21 protein-coding genes are annotated in these 17,677 nt (G+C 65.7%); 9 read left to right on the top strand and 12 right to left on the bottom strand.

The window, feature by feature from the left end; genetic code table 11:
• Nucleotides 1–85: 85 nt before the first annotated feature.
• Together FFS30_RS00175 and epmB are read right to left on the bottom strand one after the other, a co-directional pair.
• Nucleotides 86–2,146, bottom strand: coding sequence for an EAL domain-containing protein (locus FFS30_RS00175; RefSeq protein WP_137911100.1), 2,061 nt, complete (start codon nucleotides 2,144–2,146; stop codon nucleotides 86–88).
• A 102-nt stretch (nucleotides 2,147–2,248) separates the two neighbouring features.
• Nucleotides 2,249–3,271: an EF-P beta-lysylation protein EpmB gene (epmB, locus tag FFS30_RS00170; protein WP_137911099.1), complete on the bottom strand. Its 1,023-nt coding sequence runs from the start codon at nucleotides 3,269–3,271 to the stop codon at nucleotides 2,249–2,251.
• 144 nt (nucleotides 3,272–3,415) lie between these two features.
• Here epmB and efp point away from each other — a divergent pair, with 144 nt between their 5' ends.
• The 6 genes from efp to FFS30_RS00140 all read left to right on the top strand — a co-directional run bounded on the left by efp (nucleotide 3,416) and on the right by FFS30_RS00140 (nucleotide 7,959).
• Complete coding sequence (gene efp, locus FFS30_RS00165) at nucleotides 3,416–3,985, top strand: elongation factor P (protein WP_137911098.1); 570 nt, start codon at nucleotides 3,416–3,418, stop codon at nucleotides 3,983–3,985.
• An 87-nt stretch (nucleotides 3,986–4,072) separates the two neighbouring features.
• Nucleotides 4,073–5,392: a TRZ/ATZ family hydrolase gene (locus tag FFS30_RS00160; RefSeq protein WP_137912524.1), complete on the top strand. Its 1,320-nt coding sequence runs from the start codon at nucleotides 4,073–4,075 to the stop codon at nucleotides 5,390–5,392.
• Between the two features lie 3 nt (nucleotides 5,393–5,395).
• Nucleotides 5,396–5,650, top strand: coding sequence for a YciI family protein (locus tag FFS30_RS00155; protein WP_137911097.1), 255 nt, complete (start codon nucleotides 5,396–5,398; stop codon nucleotides 5,648–5,650).
• A gap of 22 nt (nucleotides 5,651–5,672) precedes the next feature.
• Entirely contained in the window at nucleotides 5,673–6,392 is a 720-nt protein-coding gene (ubiG, locus tag FFS30_RS00150; protein ID WP_137911096.1) for a bifunctional 2-polyprenyl-6-hydroxyphenol methylase/3-demethylubiquinol 3-O-methyltransferase UbiG, read from the top strand.
• A gap of 61 nt (nucleotides 6,393–6,453) precedes the next feature.
• Nucleotides 6,454–7,113: a phosphoglycolate phosphatase gene (gph, locus tag FFS30_RS00145; RefSeq protein ID WP_137911095.1), complete on the top strand. Its 660-nt coding sequence runs from the start codon at nucleotides 6,454–6,456 to the stop codon at nucleotides 7,111–7,113.
• A gap of 6 nt (nucleotides 7,114–7,119) precedes the next feature.
• On the top strand, nucleotides 7,120–7,959 hold the full coding sequence (locus FFS30_RS00140) for a squalene/phytoene synthase family protein (protein WP_137911094.1): 840 nt from the start codon (nucleotides 7,120–7,122) through the stop codon (nucleotides 7,957–7,959).
• Nucleotides 7,960–8,125: 166 nt separating this feature from the next.
• Here FFS30_RS00140 and FFS30_RS00135 read toward each other — a convergent pair whose 3' ends face one another.
• The 3 genes from FFS30_RS00135 to FFS30_RS00125 all read right to left on the bottom strand — a co-directional run bounded on the left by FFS30_RS00135 (nucleotide 8,126) and on the right by FFS30_RS00125 (nucleotide 9,952).
• Nucleotides 8,126–8,359 carry a hypothetical protein gene (locus tag FFS30_RS00135; RefSeq protein WP_137911093.1) on the bottom strand — a complete coding sequence of 78 codons (234 nt, stop codon included), beginning with the start codon at nucleotides 8,357–8,359 and terminating at the stop codon, nucleotides 8,126–8,128.
• Entirely contained in the window at nucleotides 8,356–8,793 is a 438-nt protein-coding gene (locus FFS30_RS00130; RefSeq protein WP_137911092.1) for a MarR family transcriptional regulator, read from the bottom strand. Before FFS30_RS00130 ends, FFS30_RS00135 begins: the two co-directional genes overlap by 4 nt.
• Nucleotides 8,794–8,917: 124 nt before the next feature.
• Entirely contained in the window at nucleotides 8,918–9,952 is a 1,035-nt protein-coding gene (locus FFS30_RS00125) for an NADP-dependent oxidoreductase (protein ID WP_137911091.1), read from the bottom strand.
• 84 nt (nucleotides 9,953–10,036) lie between these two features.
• Here FFS30_RS00125 and FFS30_RS00120 point away from each other — a divergent pair, with 84 nt between their 5' ends.
• Entirely contained in the window at nucleotides 10,037–10,669 is a 633-nt protein-coding gene (locus FFS30_RS00120) for a TetR/AcrR family transcriptional regulator (RefSeq protein ID WP_137911090.1), read from the top strand.
• Here FFS30_RS00120 and FFS30_RS00115 read toward each other — a convergent pair.
• The 5 genes from FFS30_RS00115 to FFS30_RS00095 are packed head-to-tail and all read right to left on the bottom strand — an operon-like array spanning nucleotide 10,666 to nucleotide 13,898.
• Nucleotides 10,666–11,154, bottom strand: a complete 489-nt coding sequence (locus FFS30_RS00115) for a GNAT family N-acetyltransferase (RefSeq protein ID WP_137911089.1) — start codon at nucleotides 11,152–11,154, stop codon at nucleotides 10,666–10,668. The two genes, FFS30_RS00120 and FFS30_RS00115, sit on opposite strands and share 4 nt — an antisense overlap.
• Nucleotides 11,151–11,978: a M23 family metallopeptidase gene (locus FFS30_RS00110; RefSeq protein ID WP_137911088.1), complete on the bottom strand. Its 828-nt coding sequence runs from the start codon at nucleotides 11,976–11,978 to the stop codon at nucleotides 11,151–11,153. The genes FFS30_RS00115 and FFS30_RS00110 overlap by 4 nt, the downstream gene beginning before the upstream one ends.
• Nucleotides 11,975–13,309: a dihydroorotase gene (locus FFS30_RS00105; RefSeq protein WP_137911087.1), complete on the bottom strand. Its 1,335-nt coding sequence runs from the start codon at nucleotides 13,307–13,309 to the stop codon at nucleotides 11,975–11,977. The genes FFS30_RS00110 and FFS30_RS00105 overlap by 4 nt, the downstream gene beginning before the upstream one ends.
• A complete protein-coding gene (gene yidD, locus FFS30_RS00100; RefSeq protein ID WP_137911086.1) occupies nucleotides 13,306–13,575 on the bottom strand; it encodes a membrane protein insertion efficiency factor YidD in 270 nt (89 codons plus the stop codon). Before yidD ends, FFS30_RS00105 begins: the two co-directional genes overlap by 4 nt.
• Complete coding sequence (locus tag FFS30_RS00095; protein WP_137911085.1) at nucleotides 13,572–13,898, bottom strand: hypothetical protein; 327 nt, start codon at nucleotides 13,896–13,898, stop codon at nucleotides 13,572–13,574. Before FFS30_RS00095 ends, yidD begins: the two co-directional genes overlap by 4 nt.
• A 151-nt stretch (nucleotides 13,899–14,049) precedes the next feature.
• Here FFS30_RS00095 and dksA point away from each other — a divergent pair, with 151 nt between their 5' ends.
• Nucleotides 14,050–14,535 (top strand): RNA polymerase-binding protein DksA, encoded by a 486-nt coding sequence (gene dksA, locus FFS30_RS00090; protein WP_137911084.1) that lies wholly within the window; start codon nucleotides 14,050–14,052, stop codon nucleotides 14,533–14,535.
• A gap of 52 nt (nucleotides 14,536–14,587) precedes the next feature.
• Nucleotides 14,588–15,151: a hypothetical protein gene (locus tag FFS30_RS00085; protein WP_137911083.1), complete on the top strand. Its 564-nt coding sequence runs from the start codon at nucleotides 14,588–14,590 to the stop codon at nucleotides 15,149–15,151.
• A 53-nt stretch (nucleotides 15,152–15,204) separates the two neighbouring features.
• Here FFS30_RS00085 and FFS30_RS00080 read toward each other — a convergent pair whose 3' ends face one another.
• A complete protein-coding gene (locus FFS30_RS00080; RefSeq protein ID WP_171014334.1) occupies nucleotides 15,205–16,935 on the bottom strand; it encodes a S53 family peptidase in 1,731 nt (576 codons plus the stop codon).
• 288 nt (nucleotides 16,936–17,223) lie between these two features.
• Entirely contained in the window at nucleotides 17,224–17,676 is a 453-nt protein-coding gene (locus FFS30_RS00075; RefSeq protein WP_137912523.1) for a SufE family protein, read from the bottom strand.
• Nucleotide 17,677: the final 1 nt, after the last annotated feature.

Here is a 17,677-nt window from a genome sequence, read left to right as displayed (position 1 = left end):
CAAGCTGAGTCGCGTCTGCCAAAGCGTGGGCAAAATCGCGACGGCGCTTCGCGCCACGTGCGCGCAGACGCTTGGCCGATCGCCGCTACGCCGCGCTCAGTATCTTTTCCGGTTCGTTGAGATAGTTGCCCTGGACGAAGTTCACGCCGCAGGTGAACAGGATCGACATGCTGGCCGCATCCTCGACGTGCTCGGCGATCACGATCTTGCCGGCCTGGTGCGCTTGGTGGCAGAACTGGCGGACGAAGTCCTGGTGCTCCTTGTCCTTCGGCAGGTTCTGCATGTAGAGCCGGTCGATCTTCAAATAGCTCGCGTCGATGTGCTTGAGCAACTGGAACGAATTGACCCCGGCGCCGAACTGCTCGAGGGCGAAGGCGCAGTGCATCTGGCGCAGGCCGTTGACGAAGGTGCGCGCGGCCTTGAGCTGGGTGACGACCTTGCTCTCGGGCATCTCGAAAACGAGCGCGTCGCCGCGCACGCGTGCGGCTTTGAGCTGCTGCGCGATCCATGGCAGCAGGGTTTCGTCGGCGATCGACGGCGCGGTGAGCTTGAGGAAGAAGATGGTCTGGCGGCCGGCTTTTTCGCGCTCGCCGAGCGTGGCGATGGCGTTGGCGATGACGATGCGGTCGATCGCGGGCATCAGCCCGGCTTCCTCGGCGATCGGGAAGAACGCGCTCGGCATCACTTCGCCCTTGTCGTCGACGAGGCGCGCGAGGATTTCGTAGAACTCGCCTTCGACGCCGTGCAGATTGATGATCGGCTGGCTGTAGAGCGCGAAGCGGTTGTGCTTGGTCGCTTCGACCAGACGTTCGCGCAGTTGTTGCATCTCGGCGAGCAGGGCTGCGTCGCGCACGCCGGGATCGTAGATCGAGGCCTGGTTGCCGCCGCGCTGCTGCAGTTCGCGCAGGCCCATTGCGGCCTGGCTCAGCACCGCCTGGGCATTGGCGTTCTTCTCGCCGATCAGTACGCCGGAGATGCTGACGTACAGGCTGACGCTCTGCTTGCCGATGTCGAAGTCGTGCTCGGAGAACACGCTGCACAGCCGCTGCGCGAGTTCGGTCGCCGCATCGAGCGGCAGCGCCGTGGTCAGCACGCCGAAGGTATGGTCGCCGAAGCGGAAGGCGACGTGCTCGGTCGATTCGAGCGTGCGGCGCAGCAGGTTGGCCATGTCGCCGAGCAGCAGGTCGGTATTGCCGAGGCCGATCGCGTCGAGATGCTCGCGGAAGTTGTCGCCTTCGAGCAGCATCAGCACTTGGTTCGGCGCACCGGCGGCGGCGGCGGCGACTACGCGGTCGAGTTCGGCGAGGCCGTGCGGGCGGTTGTACAGGTCGGTGATGAGGTCTTTGGTGCGCAGAGTGTCGATCTGCCGCGCCAGCTCGGGATTGGCGAGCGGCTGGCGCAGCACGATCTGCTGGCACGGTTCGCCGGCGACGCTGGCGGGGGCGAACTCCATCACCGTGTCGAACACCGAGCCGTCGCCGCGGCGCACCTTGATCGGCAGGCTTGCGGGCGGCTTCTCGCCGCGCGACAGATCCTTGAGCAGGGTTTTGAATTCGCCGGTCGCCTCGGGCGCGATCAGGTCGAGGATCGACACGCCCTGCAGCTCCTCGAAATCGGCATAGCCGAACGCTTCGAGCCAGGCGTGGTTGGCGCGCACGTGCGCGCCCTCGTGGACGTAGGCGATCGGATCGCGCGCAGATTCGAGCAGCGAATCACAGCGGCGCTCGGACTCGGCCAGGCTGGCTTCGAGCCGGCGTGCGCTGCGGCGCAGATGCAGGCTGGCGAACTCGCGCTGGATCACGCCGACGAGCAGATCGGCATGCTTGCGCGTCGCCACCGAGGTGACGCCGCGGCGGAACACTTCGGTGACCGCCTCACCGGAGAGATCGTGCAGGATGGCGACGACGCCGATGTCCTTGCCGCCGCGGTTGGCCGCCTGCGCGACTTCGTCGAGTTGGAGTGCGGAGCCGGAAAGGATCAGGTCCGGCGCCTGCGCCTGCAGTTGCGCCTCGAGTTCGTCGGCGTTGCGCGCCTGGGTGGCGCGCACGGCGATGCCGGCGTTGCGCAGGATGCTGGTCAGGCGCTCGGCGTCTTCGACCGAGTCCTCGACCAGCAGGAGTTTGATCACGTCCGTGGGTTTGCTCATGGGTCGTCGAGACTCGCGTACGCGATGCGGCAGAGCTCGCGTTTTACTCGATTCGCCCTGTCCGCGCCAGAGCCCGCCCGGCGCGCGGCGGCCGGTTCCGGGTCACAGCGGCGTTTTATGGGCTTCGCCGGCGATCTCGCGCACCAGCCGCGGCACGAGATAGCCGGCCAGCCGTTCGCGCAGGGCATTGACGAGCGCGCGCGCCTCGTCGTCGCCGACGGCAAAGTGGGCCGCGCCGGCGACGCGGTCGAGCTGGTGCAGGTAATAGGGCAGCACGCCGCAATCGAACAGGCGCGACGACAGCTCGGCAAGAGTATCGGCGTCGTCGTTGATTCCGCGCAGCAGCACGCTCTGATTGAGCAGTTGGGCGCCGGTCTCGCGCAGGCGCGCGCAGGCCGTAGCCGCGTTCGCATCGAGCTCGTTGGCGTGATTGGCGTGCAGAACGATCGCCACCGGCCACGGCAGTTGTTTCAGCCATGCGGTGAATTCGCGGTCCACGCGTTCGGGCAGCACGACCGGCAGGCGCGTGTGGATGCGCAGGCGGCGCAGGTGCGCGAGCGGGGCGAGCGCGTCGCTCAGCTCGGCGAGCTTGGCCGTCGACAGCGAGAGCGGATCGCCGCCCGACAAAATCACCTCGTCGATCGACGTGTCGGCGCGCAGATGCGCGATCGCCTCGTGCCAGCGATTCGCCGCGGCGGTCTGCTCCGCGTACGGAAAGTGACGGCGGAAACAGTAGCGGCAGTTCACCGCGCAGGAACCGGTGGCGATCAGCAGGGCGCGCCCCTGGTATTTGTGCAGTACGCCCAGGGCCGCGCGCGCGTTCATGTCGCCGACCGCGTCGAGGCCGAAGCCCGGTACAGCATCGAGTTCGGCGGCCTGCGGCAGCACCTGCAGCAGCAGCGGATCGCGCGCGTCGCCGTGGCGCATGCGCGCGACGAAACCGCGCGGCACGCGCAGGGCGAAGCCCGTGTCGAGGCGCGGGAGCACGTCGTCGGCCAGGTGTTCCAGGCCGAGCAGGGCGAGCAGTTCGCGCGGATCGGTGACCGCGTCGCGCCAGAGCCGGCGCCAGTCGGCGGTTCCCGGCTCCTGTCCCATGTGCGCGGCGGTGGCGTTCCCGGTTATCATTGGCGTCTTCGATTCTTCGATCCAACCCCGAATTCTACCAAGCCGCGCAACCCGCGGCTTTCTTTGATATCGAAAAATGCGGCTACGGACGGCCGCTTTTGATCTGCGCAAGCAAGGACGATTGCGCAATTTGAGGACAGACCTATGGCCAGCTATGGCATGAACGACGTCAAGAACGGCATGAAGATCATCGTGGACGGCTATCCGTGCACGATCGTCGATACCGAGTACATCAAGCCGGGCAAGGGCCAGGCCTTCACCCGCGTGAAATACCGCAACCTGAAGACCGGCCGCGTCGTCGAAATGACGATGAAGTCGACCGACTCGGTCGAGCCGGCCGACGTCGTCGACACCGACATGGAATACCTCTACAGCGACGGCGAGTTCTGGCACTTCATGCACCCGGAAACGCACGAGCAGATTGCCGCCGACAAGGCCGCGATGGCCGATGCGGAGAAGTGGCTCAAGGGCAACGAGGTCTGCGTCGTGACGCTGTGGAACGGCGCGCCGCTGATCGTGTCGCCGCCGAACTTCGTCGAGCTGACGATCACGGAAACCGATCCGGGCGTGAAGGGCGACACCGCAGGCTCCGGCGGCAAGCCGGCCAAGCTCGAAACCGGTGCGACCGTGCGCGTGCCGCTGTTCGTGCCGAACGGCGAAGTGATCCGCGTGGATACGCGCACGGGCGAATACGTCGGTCGCGTCAAGAGCTGATGCTGATGCGGGGCGCGATCGGTCGCGCCCCGTTTTTTCTGCGGCAATGAAGAACCGGGCGCGGTGAATATCGCCCCTACGAATACGATGAAGCCCGTCGACCAATTACTCGAAGCCCGCTGGGTCATCCCCGTCGAACCGCACGGCATCGTGCTCGACCACCACACCGTCGTCGTGGCCGGCGACACGATCGCCGACGTGCTGCCGATCGAATCCGCGCGCGAGAAGTACCCGAATGCGCGGCGCGTCGATTTGTCCACGCACGCGCTGATTCCCGGTCTGGTCAATACGCACACGCACAACCCGATGGTGCTGATGCGCGGCCTCGCCGACGACCTGCCGCTGATGACCTGGCTCAACGAGCACATCTGGCCTGCCGAAGGGCGCGTGATGGGCCCCGAGTTCGTGCGCGACGGCATCGAGCTGGCGATCGCCGAAATGCTGCGCGGCGGCACCACCTGCTGCAACGAGAACTATCTGTTCCCCGACGCGCAGGCGGCAACCTATATCAAGCACGGCTTCCGTGCGGTGATCGGATTGCCGTTCATCGAGTTTCCGACCGCGTGGGCGAAGAGCCGCGACGAGTATTTCGACAAGAATCTCGCCGTGCATGACGCGCTGCGCGACGAGGTACTCGTGACCACGACCCTGGCGCCGCATGCGCCGTATACGGTGTCGAACGAAGCATTCGAGCGCATCCGCCTGATGTCCGACCAGCTCGATCTGCCCGTGCATCTGCATCTGCACGAGACCGCGCAGGAAGTCGAGGACGGCAAGCGCGACCACGGCATGCGCCCGATCGCGCGCATGCAGGCGCTCGGCCTGGTCAACGATCATCTGATCGCGATCCACATGACCCAGTTGATCGACAGCGAGATCGCGCTGATGGCCGAGGCCGGCGCGTCGGTCGTACACTGTCCCGAATCGAATCTCAAGCTCGCGAGCGGCTTCTGCCCGGCGGAAAAACTGCGCCGCGCCGGCGTCAATCTGGCGATCGGCACCGACGGCGCGGCAAGCAACAACGACATCGACATGTTCGGCGAAACGCGTACCGCGGCGATGCTGGCGAAAGCCGTGGCCAACGACGCGAGCGCGTTCGATGCGGCATTCGCTTTGCAGGCAGCGACGCTCAACGGCGCGCGCGCGGTCGGTTTAGCGGACCGCATCGGCTCGATCGTGGCCGGCAAGCAGGCCGACCTCGTCGCCGTGCGCCTCGATGCGATCGAAACGCAGCCGATCTATCACGTCGCCTCGCAGCTCGTGTACGCGACCGGGCGGCATCAGGTCAGCGACGTGTGGATCGCTGGCCAGCGCAAGCTCGACGATCGTCAGCTCGTCGGCATCGACCTCGACGCGCTGCGCGGCAAGGCGCGCGAGTGGCACGAGCGCATCGCCTTCGCGCAGTAAGCCATGAATCGCTATCTGGTACTCCTGACGCGTCGCGCCGGATTCGATCCGGCGGTGGTGCCGCAACATCAACAGTTTCTCGAAGAATTGCGCGTGCAGAACCGCAACGAAATGTCCGGTCCGTTCGGCGACAAGAGCGGCGGCGCCTATCTTCTGCGTGCGCCAGACATGGCCGAGGCGCTCGCCATCGCGCAGCGCGACCCGGCACATACGAGCGGCGGCTGGGAAATCAGCGTGCGCGAATGGCTCACGCGCTAAGCGGACGCGGAGCAGGCAGACCATGAATTCGACCCAGACCGACGATTTGAACGTAAACCGCGCCGAGACCGGCAAGTTCGACAAGCTCGCCGCAGGCTGGTGGGACCCCGAAGGCGAATCGCGCCCGCTGCACGACCTCAATCCGGTAAGGCTCAACTATGTCGCCGAACGCGCGGCGCTCAAGGGCGCGCGCGCCCTCGACGTCGGCTGCGGCGGCGGCATTCTGAGCGAGGCGCTGGCCGCGTCCGGCGCACAGGTCGTCGGCATCGATCTCGCCCCGCGCGTGCTCGACGTGGCGCGGCTGCATCTGCACGAATCGAATCTGCAGGTCGATTATCGCGAGGTCAGCGTCGAGGCTCTGGCGCAGGCGTCGCCGGGCGAGTTCGACGTCGTCACCTGCATGGAAATGCTCGAACACGTGCCCGATCCGGGCAGCGTGATCGCGGCCTGCGCGGCCCTGCTGAAACCGGGCGGCCGGCTGTTTTTGTCCACGCTCAACCGCACGCCGCTCGCGTTCGGCGCGGCGATCGTCGGCGCCGAGTACGCGCTGAACCTGCTGCCGCGCGGCACCCATCACTACGTGCAATTTATCCGTCCGGCCGAAATGGCGGCGGCGCTGCGCGACGCCGGCCTCGTGCTCGAAGACTTGAGCGGCCTGGCCTACAACCCGTTGTCGCGACGCGCGTGGATCGTGAAGAACACGCAGATAAATTATCTGGCCTGCGCCGCGAAGCCGATATGACGGCGGCTTTTATTGAACAGTGCGGCCAAAGACGGCCGCTTTTTTATTTTGGTGATCTGCAATGAGTGCAAAAATACAGGCGGTGTTTTTCGACTTGGACGGCACCCTGATCGATTCGGCGCCCGACCTGGTCGACGCCATGCGCCGGCTGCGCGCCGAACTCGGCGAGCCGGCGATCGCGCTCGATCAGGTCGGCGCGGTCGTGTCCAAGGGCGGCCGCGCGATGCTGCGCGCGGGATTTCCGGGCGTCGACGAAGCGCGCCTCGAAAGCCTGATGCCGCGCTATCTCGATCTCTATGCCGAGCAGATCGCCGCATACACACGTACCTTCGACGGCATCGACGGCGTGCTCGCGCGTTTCGAGGCCAGCGCGCTGCCCTGGGGCATCGTGACGAACAAGCCCGAATATCTCGCCCGCGCCGTCGTCGCCGAACTCGGCCTCGACAAGCGCAGTGCGGCCTTGGTTGGCGGCGATACGCTGCCGGTGCGCAAGCCCGATCCGGCGCCGCTGCTGCATGCCGCGCAACTGGCCGGTGTCGATGCGGCGCGCAGCGTCTACGTCGGCGACGATGCGCGCGACATCGAGGCGGGCCGCGCGGCCGGCATGCGCACAGTCGCGGCGGCCTGGGGTTACCTCGACGGCGAAGATCCGCACGCGTGGGGTGCCGACATCGTCATCGCCAAGCCGCACGATCTGCTGCCGGCACTCGGATTCGACTGACCGCCGATGTCGGATCAGGAAGCCAGCGCGTTCGCCAGCTTCGAGGAAAAATGGCTGGCGGCGAATCCCGAGCAGGCCACCGTCGCATTGTTTCTCGCTCCTCAGGCACGCCTGCGCGCGTCGGCGTTCGGCTGCCTGATCCACGAACTCGAACAGGCCGCGTTCGGCCTGCGCGAGGCGCATATCGCCGAAGTGAAAATCCAGTGGTGGCGACAGGAGCTGCTTGCTGCGGCGTCGGGCCGGCCGCGCCATCCGGTCAGCGCGGTGCTGTTCTCCGATCCCGCGGCCGCGACGATCGATGCAGCAGCCTGGGAAAGCGTGGTCGACGGCGCGCTGGCGATGATGCAGGTCGGCGCCGCATCGAATCTCGAAGCGCTGCTCGCCGGCTATGCGCCGCTGTACCTGCCGGTCGCACGCGTCGAGGCAGCACTGTTCAACGCTTCCGCCGCGCAGGCGCCTGCGGCGGCGCGGCTCTGGACGATCTCGCATCTGCTGCAGGCACTGCGCCATCTGCCCGATGCGGGCGAACGGTTGCCGGTGCCGCTCGATGTTCTCGCGCGGCACCAATCGACGCGCAGTGCCTTGAGCGAACCGGGTGCGAAGCGGGATGACTTGCTGCGCGATCTGCTTGGCCGGCTCGCCGGTGCCACGGCGGCGGCGCTCGGCGATTCGCCGCTCGCGCCGCTCGCGCGCCGTGTTCGCGGCCGGCTCGATCTTGCCTTGATGCAAACGGCGCAGCGTTCCGCCGAGCCGCTGCGCGCGCTCTTGGCGCAGCCCGGCGCGGCGCGCTGGAAAGCGCTGTGGTGGTCGTGGCGCGAAGCGCGCCGGCTCGCAAACGGAAACTGACCGGCGCGGTCGAGAAATTTTTTATTTGAATAACACCCGTTCGCACTGAGCGTAGCGCCAAAGGCGCGAAGTCGAAGTGCCACGCGTGGAATTCCCGGCGTTTCGACTTCGCGAAGCCAAGCTTCGCTACGCTCAGCACGAACGTTTTTTATTGACTGACAAGCTCTTATCCGAGCCGGGCGAGAAGGTCCGGGTTGTCCTTCCACGCCGGCATTTTCGCCATGTACTCGATGGTTTCGCGCTCCGCCTGGGCGCGCGGACTGCCGCGGCGTTCCTGCCATTGCACCATGCGCTCGAAGCGCACGGCGAAGTCCTGCAGTTTGCCGGTTTCGTCGACGCAGTATTGGCAGTAAGTGCCGTTGTCGATCGGCATGCCGCAACTTTCGCAGGGGTGTTTCATGGGACGGGCTCCTTCAGATGGCGGACGAACGCGGTGAAAAGGCGCAGCAAATCGGCGCGCTCCGGCTGCGCCAGCCGTGCCGCCGCTTGGGCGAGGGATGCCTGATCGAGCACGCGCGTGGATTCGGCAAGCGCGGCTTGCCCATCGGCGCTGAGCCAGATCAAGACACGACGCCGATCGGCGGGATCGCGGTCGCGTTCGAGCCAACCCTTGGCTTCGAGATGATCGATCATTTCCGAGAGCGTCGATTCGGCACGGCCGAAATGCCGGCCCATTTCGGACAAGCTCAGCGGGCCGGACAGGGCCAGATGATTCAGCAGCGCCGCGGTTTCCGCCGAAGGCCGCTCGCGTTTGTCGCGGATGCGCCGCACGGCGTGCGCGTAGGTTGCACGAAACAGGTCTTCGAACGTCCGCGCGAACTCGTCTTCGTTCATGCGGCTAGCCTAGACGGCGATCATTCCTTCGTAAATCCCGAAGCTTTCTGTCGCCGCGTGCGGCAGGGCGAAGGACGAAGCCGGCAGAGCTGGATAAGCGGGCGCCGTTCCGCGCCCGTGCACATCAAGGCAATTCAACGAGGACCACACCCTTGAGTCGCCCCGCGCAAGCCTCGTGCAAAGCCTGCGGCGCGCTGTCGAGGCCGACGAAGGTCGAGCGCGGCAGAACCATGCCGCCGTCGCGCGACCACTCCGTAAGACGTTGCAGCCATTCCGCAAACGCGCCGGGATCGCTGTCGGCGCTGTAACCGCGCAAGCTGACGCCTTTGACGATGAGGCGGAACGAGTCGAGTTCGACCGGCGCGATCATCGTCGCGCGCTCGGCGGCCAGTTCGGCGGTCAAAGCGCCGAGCAGGACGAAGCGTGCGCCTTCGCGCGCGGCCGCGACGGCGGCTTGCAATTGCTCGCCGCCGACCATGTCGACGCAGACGTCGATGCCGTCCGGTGCCGCGGCCGCGAGTTGCTCGGCGATCGGCGTCGAGCCGCGGATCAACACGGCATCGTAGCCGAGTTCGGCCTGCATCCAGGCCGCTTTGTCGTGCGAGCCTGTGCTGCCGATCACGCGGCCGGCACCGAGCCGGCGCGCGATCTGGCCGGCCATCGAACCGATCGCGCCGGCGCCGCTGGTGACCAGGACCGTGTCGCCGGCATGTATCTGCAGGCCGCGAGTCAGCGCGGCATAGGCAGTCCAGCCGTGGCCGAGCCAGGCGGCCGGATCGAGAGGCGTGTCGTCGAGGCGCAGGTACGAATCCGCCGGAACCAGCGCATAGTCGCGCCAGCCGTAGCGGTGGAGAACGAGATCGCCGCGGCGCAGGCTGCCGTCTGCCGGCGCTTCGATCACCTCGCCGACGGCCGCATCGGCGAGGGTGTCGCCGGGCATCAGTGGAGGAAACGGGATGCCCTTGATGTGTTGCGCATCGGCGCTCGCCATCAGACGCACGGACGGGGAGATGCGGAACCAGCGGTTGCGCACGAGCGCTTCGTTCGGTGCGGCCGGCGGTAAGGTCGCTTCGACAATGCTGAAATCCTGCGCCTGCGGCGTGCCGCGCGGATGCCTGGCAAGGTGGACTTGGCGGGATTTTCGCGGTTGTACGGTCATGGTCTTCCTTCGCTGAAATTGCCCGCCGTTGTGCTCTCGATAAAATGCGAGCGTATATTCGTATTTTCCGGCCGAGGTCCGAACATGGCTACTCGCATTCGCGCGCAGCGCCGAAGCATGCGCAAAGCGCCGCAGCAGCAGAGATCGCGCGCGACGGTGGATGCGATCGTCGAAGCCGCGGCTCGCATTCTGGCGCGCCGCGGCTGGGCGGGGTTCACGACCAACGAGGTCGCCGCGGTCGCCGGCGTCAGCGTCGGTTCGCTTTATCAGTATTTCCCGAACAAGCTCGCGCTCGCCGAAGCGATCCGGCGCCGCCATCTCGACGCCGTACTCGCGGCGCTATCAGTGTCCGGCGGGGACGACGAAGGGCTGACGTTGGAACGACGAGTCGCGCGCCTGATCGACGGCGTCGTCGCCGCGCATTCGGTCAATCAGGCGCTGCACCACGTCCTGCTCGACGAGGTGCCGCTCACGCCGCGGTCGAGTCAGGATGCGTTCGAGATCGAATATCTGCAGCGCTATCAGACCATCGTCGCCGCGGGTTCGGGTAGGCGCGCCGGCGGCGAGCTCGCGGCGCGCGTCCTTTCCGCTGCGGTCGAAGGCGTCGTGCATGCTGCCGCGCGGCGCGGCGAACTCGGTTCACCCGCGCTGAAGGCGGAACTCGGCAAACTCGTCAGCGCGTATTTGCGCAGCCGGTCAAGGCCGCGCGGCGGCTAGAGGAAGCGGTGCATCACATGGATGTCGACGAGGCCGCGCGTCGCGTGGCGGAACGCCCGTGGCACGGTGCCGACGATCGCGAAGCCGTGCTTGCGCCATAGTTTCACCGCGACTTCATTCGTGCTGACGACGCAGTTGAATTGCATGGCGAGAAAACCGGCGGCGCGCGCGGCGGCCATCGAGTGTTCGCAGAGCTTGCCGGCGAGGCCCTGGCCGCGCGCGTGCGGCGCGACCATGTAGCCGGCGTTGGCGACATGACTGCCGAGGCCGGGCTGGTTCGGCCTGAGCATGTAGCAGCCGGCCGCTGCGCCGTCGATCAGTGCGGCGAAGCAGCGCGTCGGCGCGCTCGTCCACATGGCGCGCGCTTCGTCCAGGCTGATATCGGGTGCATAACTGTAGGTGTCGCCCGCGGCGACGACGGCGTGGAAGATCGGCCAGACGAGATCGAATTCGTCGGCGCCGATTTCGCGAATTTCCAGGCTCATTGCTTGTCGGGTTCGGGCGCCTTCGGCAGCAGGGCGGGATCGATCGGCACGTCGAACCAGTTCGCCGCCCAGTGCACGTGCGGACCGGTCGCGCGCCCCGTCGCGCCGGCGAGGCCGACGACGTCGCCCTGCTTCACTTTCTGGCCGGGCTTCACGTCGATCTGGCTCATGTGAATCGTCGTTGTGCTGACGCCGTGGCCGTGATCGAGCACGACGATGCCGCCGTTGAGGACCATGCCCATTTCGGCGAGCGAGACGACGCCCGGCGCGGTCGCGCGGATCGGTGTTCCGGTCGGCACGGCGAAATCGAGACCGAAATGTGGCGTCATCGGCTTGCCGTTGTCGATGCGCTGGCGCCCCCACAGGCCGCTAATGCGGGCGTTCTCGACCGGATCGATGAAGCCGGCCTCGAAGTCTTCACGCGGATCGTTGCGGTGGCGCGTCTCGGCGACGCGCTCGCGCTCGTGCTGGATGCGCTTGGCAAGCTCGGGATTCGGCGTGACCGTATGCTGGGGCAGGCCGTTGACGCGCTCGATGTCGTATTCGCGCTTGGCGATGTCGAGCGCGATGTCCTGCGCCTTGCCGTTCGAGTAGCGCACATGTAGCTTGGCCGCGGCAGGCGCGTCGCGGCCGAGACCGAAAACGAAGACGCCGTCTTCGCCGACGAGCAGGCGGCGGCCCTCGAACTCGATCTTCGCGCCCTTCGGCGCGTGGCCGGTGACGAGTTGGCCCTGCTGCAAATGTTCCGGCAACTGCAAATCGCGGTCGGAGGCATGGGCGGGCAGCACGGCGGCGAGGCCGAGAGCCAGAAGGGCCCGCTTCATCGGTCGAAATCCAGGCGCCGGCCGAGGCGCGAATCGTCGAGCTTGCCGTCGTGCCAGGCGAGATGGCCGTTGACCCAGGTCGCGGCGATGGTGGAGCGGAACGTCGTGCCCTCGAACGGCGACCAGCCGCACTTGGACAGGGTTTCCGCACGCGTCACCGTATGCGGCAGGTTCGCGTCGATCAGCACGAGGTCGGCCCAATAGCCTTCGCGGATATAGCCGCGCTCGTGCACGTTGTACAGCCGCGCGGGCGCGTGGGCGGTCTTTTCGACGATCAGTTCGAGCGGCAGTTGACCGTCGAACCAGCGTTCGAGCGCGCACTGCAGCACCGACTGCACGAGCGGCAGGCCCGAAGGCGCCTTCTCGTAGCTCTGCTGCTTCTCTTCCCAGGTATGCGGCGCGTGGTCGGTGGCGAGGATGTCGATGCGGCCGTCGTTGATCGCCTTGATGATCGCGGCGCGGTCGGACGGCAGTTTGACCGCCGGATTGCACTTGATCAGGTTGCCCTTGACCGGATAGTCGTCGCTGCTGAATTGGAGGAAATGCACGCAGGTCTCGGCGGTGATGCGCTTGCCGTCGGCGGGGCCCGGTGCGAACAATTCCAGCTCTTCGGCGGTGGTCACGTGCAGGACGTGCAGGCGCGAGTTGTGGCGGCGCGCGAGCTCCATCGCCAGACGCGTCGATTTGATGCAGGCTTCGCGCGAACGGATGAACGGATGTTGCTCGACCGGGATCGCATCGCCGTACTTCGCGCGCGCCGCGGCGAGGTTGGCGTCGATCATCGGCGTGTCTTCGCAATGCGTCGCGATCAGGGTCGGCGCGTCGCGGAAGATGGCGTCGAGGGTCGCGGGGTTGTCGACCAGCATGTTGCCGGTCGAAGCGCCCATGAAAATCTTGATGCCGCATGCGGCGCGCGGATCGAGGCGCTGGATGTCTTCGAGATTGTCGTTGGTCGCGCCGAGGTAGAACGCATGGTTGGCGAGCGATTTCTGCGCAGCGCGTGCGTATTTGTCTTCGAGCGCGGCACGATTGGTCGTGGTCGGCTTCGAGTTCGGCATCTCCATGAAACTAGTGACGCCGCCGGCGACGGCCGCGCGCGATTCGGTGAAGAAGTCGCCCTTGTGTTCGAGCCCCGGCTCGCGGAAGTGCACTTGGTCGTCGATCATGCCAGGCAGCAGCAGGCGGCCGCGCGCGTCGAATACGCGTTCGCCCGGTTGCGCGGCGAGTTGTGCGCCGACAGTTTCGATACGACCGTTGCGCACGCGCACGTCGCCGGCAAATCGCCGGCCGTCATTGACGATATCGGCGTTGACGATAAGGACATCGCTCATGGTTCTTCCCGTTCTCCATCGCCCGGCCGCACGGGCGGTCTGCGCAGTGTAAACGTCAACGGCACTTCGTCGATACCGCCTTCGCTGAACGGCTGGCAGCGCAGCAGGCGCCAGATCGCCAGTATGCCGCCGCGCGCCGGGCCGAAGCGCGCGACCGAGATTCGCGCATATTCCGAACAGTTCGGATGGAAACGGCAGCGCGAGCCGAGCAGGGGGCTCAGCAGGCGCTGGTAGAGGGCGATCAGGGCAAGCAGGAGGCGGGTCATCGGGGTTCCGGAAGCGTCGCCGGCCGGTCTTGCGGCAGGCGCAGCACAGGCAATGGTTGCCGGGAGGGGGCGATTGGGCTATAAAACGCGACCGCCAAGCGACAATGGTGAAGGATTATGGCGACATCGAAGCGAAAATCCGCAGTCCCGGCCAAGAAAAAGGCAGGAACGCCCAAGGCTGGCTCGTCGAAAAAACCTACGCCAAAGAAAGCGGCGGTGCCGGCGAAGAAAGCGGTGAAGGCGAAACCGAAGAAGCCCGTGCCGAAGAAAGCAGTCGCGGCGAAGAAGAAGGCTCCTCCCGCCAAAGCCAAAGCTGTCGTCAAACCGCAACGCCCGCTGAAGAAACTTGTCGCAGCGAAGAAACCTGCACCGAAGAAAATCTCCGCAACGCCCTCGCGTCCGGCTCAGCCGGCGCCAAAACCGGCCGCGAAAAAGCCTGCGCCCCCGAAACAAGCAGCGTCACCCAAAGGCAAAATGTCCGCAGTACCAGCAACCCAACCCGAGACCGTAACGCGCGAAGATGGACGTTACGCGCTACCGAACACGGTCAACATCGACCTTCCGCCCAACTATCGCCCGTCTGCGAAAGACGAGTACATGGGTCCGCAGCAGCTCGCCTATTTCCGCGCGAAGCTGCAGAAGTGGCGCGAAGATCTCGTCGAAGAATCGAAGCAGACGATCGACAACCTGCGCGACGAAGTGCGTGACGTCGGCGACGAGGCCGAGCGCGCCACGCGCGAGACCGAGAATTCGCTCGAACTGCGCACGCGCGATCGCTATCGCAAGCTGATCGGCAAAATCGACAAGGCGCTCAAGCGCATTGAAGAAGGCCGCTACGGCTACTGCGAAGAAACCGACGAGGAAATCGGCATCGAACGCCTCGAAGCGCGTCCGATCGCGACCTTGTCGCTCGACGCGCAGGAGCGTTGGGAGCATCGCCAGAAGCAGATGGGCGACTAAACCGACGATTCGTCGCGAGAGAAATTCGTCCCGACGGGGGATGGCGTAGGCGATGGACGCATTCAGCTATCTCTCGGTTCTGCTGTCGATCATCCTGGGTCTTGCCATCACGCAGACCCTCAAAGGCGTGCGCGGCGTCGTGCTTGCGCGCGCGCTGGTCGTGCCGTATTGGCCCAGTTTCGTGCTCGTCGGCTTTCTGCTCATGGTCGACGTGCAGAGCTGGTGGTCGATGTTCGGTATGCGCGCGATCTCGAACTGGATGTTCCCGATGTTCGCGGTCGTGCTGCTGCAGACTGTCGTGCTTTACATGCTTGCCGCCCTGGTGCTGCCCGATTTCTTCGGCGAGAAGACGGTCGATCTGCGCGCGCACTATTACGGCCATCGGCGCATTTTCTACGGCCTGCTCGTGGCCTTGATTGTGGTGAGCTTTCTCAAGGAATTCGCCTTGGGGAGCCTCGCAGGCGAGGGCATGAACCTGCTGTTCCACCTGTGCTTTGCGCTCGTTGCCGCGACCGGTCTCGTCACGTCGCGCGAGCCGTGTCACAAGCTATTGGTAGTGGCGATGCCGATCATGATGATCGCCTATATCGCCCTGCTGTTTGCGCGTCTGCGCTAGAACAACAGGCCCGCCTTGCGGCGGACCTGTCGTATTCCCAACGCTTCGCAGAATTACTGATTCGACTTCGTGATGAAGCCGGGCGTGCTACTGATGAAGGTCGCCGCAGCCTGGATGTCGAAGCTGCCCCAGCCGGTCGTATTGTCGTAACCGACTTTGGCCGAGTAATACGTCGCGCTCGGGCCGTTCTTGCCCGTGGTGATGTCGTGGAACGGGAAGGTCGAGGAATAGGCGTACAAGGCCTTCGGCGCGAAACCGATGGTGTTGTTGTTCGCCGATTCGAGCCGCGCCCACGCGCCGACGAACAGCGGCGAAGCGAGGCTGGTGCCGCCGTTGACGTAGTAACCGGCGCCTTGCGAGCCGTTCACGTAGTAGGCGATGCCCGACTTGGTCCAGTCGGCGTCGAAGGCCACATCGGGCACCTGGCGATACGAGCCCGACAGCGCGCTCTGCCACGACGGTTTCGCCTCGTACTTGCTGACCCCACCGCCGCTGTACGGCCAGGTGGTTTCGCTGACGTAGTTGGAGTTCGCGTCGGTGGTCAGGGTCGTGCCGCCGACCGCGATCACGTACGGCGAATTGGCTGGGTCGGATACGCAGCGCTGCGTCCCGTAGGTGCCGTTGTTGCCGAGGCTGCCGCAGTTGTACGAGCCGTGGTCGCCCGAGGCCGCAGAGAACGTCTGGCCCTGGGTCACGCCGGTCTTGAAGATCGAATCGGCGAACGAAGCCGCGCTTTCGCCGCCGCCCCACGACATGTTGACCACCTTGGCTGTGTTGTCGGTGACGACGCGGTTGAGCGTGGTGGCGAGAGTGCTGTTGTACGCGTCGTGCGCGGCGTAGAAGGTCAGCGACTTCACTCCGGCGGAAATGCCGACGATGGCTTCGGCGTCGAGCGCCCATTCGCCTTCACCGGAATTGTCCGTGCTCGATCCGCCGACGGTGACGACCGAGGTCGGCACTGCGCTGATACCGTAGTCGGACTCGTAGTGGGCGAGATCGGCGACCGACGAGGTCATGCTGCCCCAGCCGACGATGGCGACGTTCGTCTGGCGGCCGTTCGACGTGGTGCCGGCGTGGTAGACGATCTGGAAATCGTGCGGCAGATAGTAGGGATAGCCGTTGCTGCCGACGCCTTGCGCAGGCACGCGCGCCGCGCTGACGAAAGCCGGCTCCGCGTGCGAATAGACCTGCATTTTCTCGACGGTCTGCAGGCCGAGCACGGCTTGTACCTGGTCGGCGATCGCCGCCGGAACCTGCGCGCCGCCGATATTGGCGATACCTTCCTCGCCGCCGCGCGAGACGCGGACGAATTCGGTGTTGAACGCATGACGCGCGCTACCGATGTCGCCGTTGGCCGAGACGAGCAGGCGGTTGGGTGCGATTTCGACGTGCTCGAATCCCTGTGCGGTCAGGTAGTCCGCGACGGCCTGAGCTTCATCCTGGGTCGGCGAAAAATACTCGGTCGCCTCGGCGCTGTTCAGCCATTGATGATAGGCCGGACTGCCGGGTCGATGCTGTTCGGCAATGTAGCTGTCCATCAGCGCTTCATTGCGCAGCTTCAGCGTAACTACGATCGAGACGGGATGAGTGTCCTGGGCAAAACCGTCGATCGCCGCATTGCCGACGTCGAAGGCGCGCGTCGCTGTCGCGGCCCACGATGACGGTGCCTGGACAGTGCGCGGGCCGGAAGCGGCCGAAGCCGTGCCGATCGCGGCGATAGCCAGGGAGAGCGCGACGGCCAGACCGTTGCGCGTGGGCGACTTTGCAATCCTTTCGATGCTCACGTAGGTTTCTCCGTAAAGTTGGTGACGAGTAGGTTTCGGCATGCAGCCTCCCGAGCCGCGTGCCATGACCGCACTGGAACCACAAACCCCGAAAACACTGAAGCACCCCGACAGCGTTACGTTTCTTTGTAAAGAAACGTAACCAGTGATCGAGTTAACACTACTGGAGAGGGAAAGAAAAGGCGCCGCGCAGCAATAAGCAAATGCCGAATTCGCCCGATGCGTCGAGCGCCGGGCGTCAGGATGCTGGCGGATCAGCCGATTGCGCGGCGAACTTCAGTAGGGAGATCAGCCGAGCGCGGCGCGCGCGTGGGCCTTGATCGTCTGCAGCATCGCGGCGAGGCCGTTGCTGCGTGTCGGCGAAAGATGCTTGGCCAGACCGATCGCTTCGACATAGCGCGGCTCGGTATCGAGCACTTCCTGGGCCGAACGGCCCGAGTAGACGCGTAGGAGCAGGGCGATCAGGCCGGAGACGATCGCCGAGTCGCTGATCGCCTGGAAATCCAGCCTTTGCGCGTCGCCGCTCGCCACGAGCCAGACTTGCGACTGGCAGCCCTGCACTTTGTGCTCCTCGGTCTTCAACGCCTCCGGAAACGGCGGCAGCTTGCGGCCGAGGTCGATCAGGTACTGGTAGCGTTCGGTCCAGTCGCCGAAGAAGGCGAATTCCTCGGCGATCGCGTTCTGCGCGGCTTGCGCGGTCGCTTCGCCCAACTGGCCGGTAGCGGAAAGGTCAGGCTGCATG

It is taken from the genome of Rudaea sp. 3F27F6, assembly GCF_005503555.1.
Lineage (GTDB): Bacteria > Pseudomonadota > Gammaproteobacteria > Xanthomonadales > Rhodanobacteraceae > Rudaea.
The sequence above is the reverse complement of the archived record's forward strand: the minus strand, read 5'-3'. Positions and strand labels throughout refer to the sequence as shown.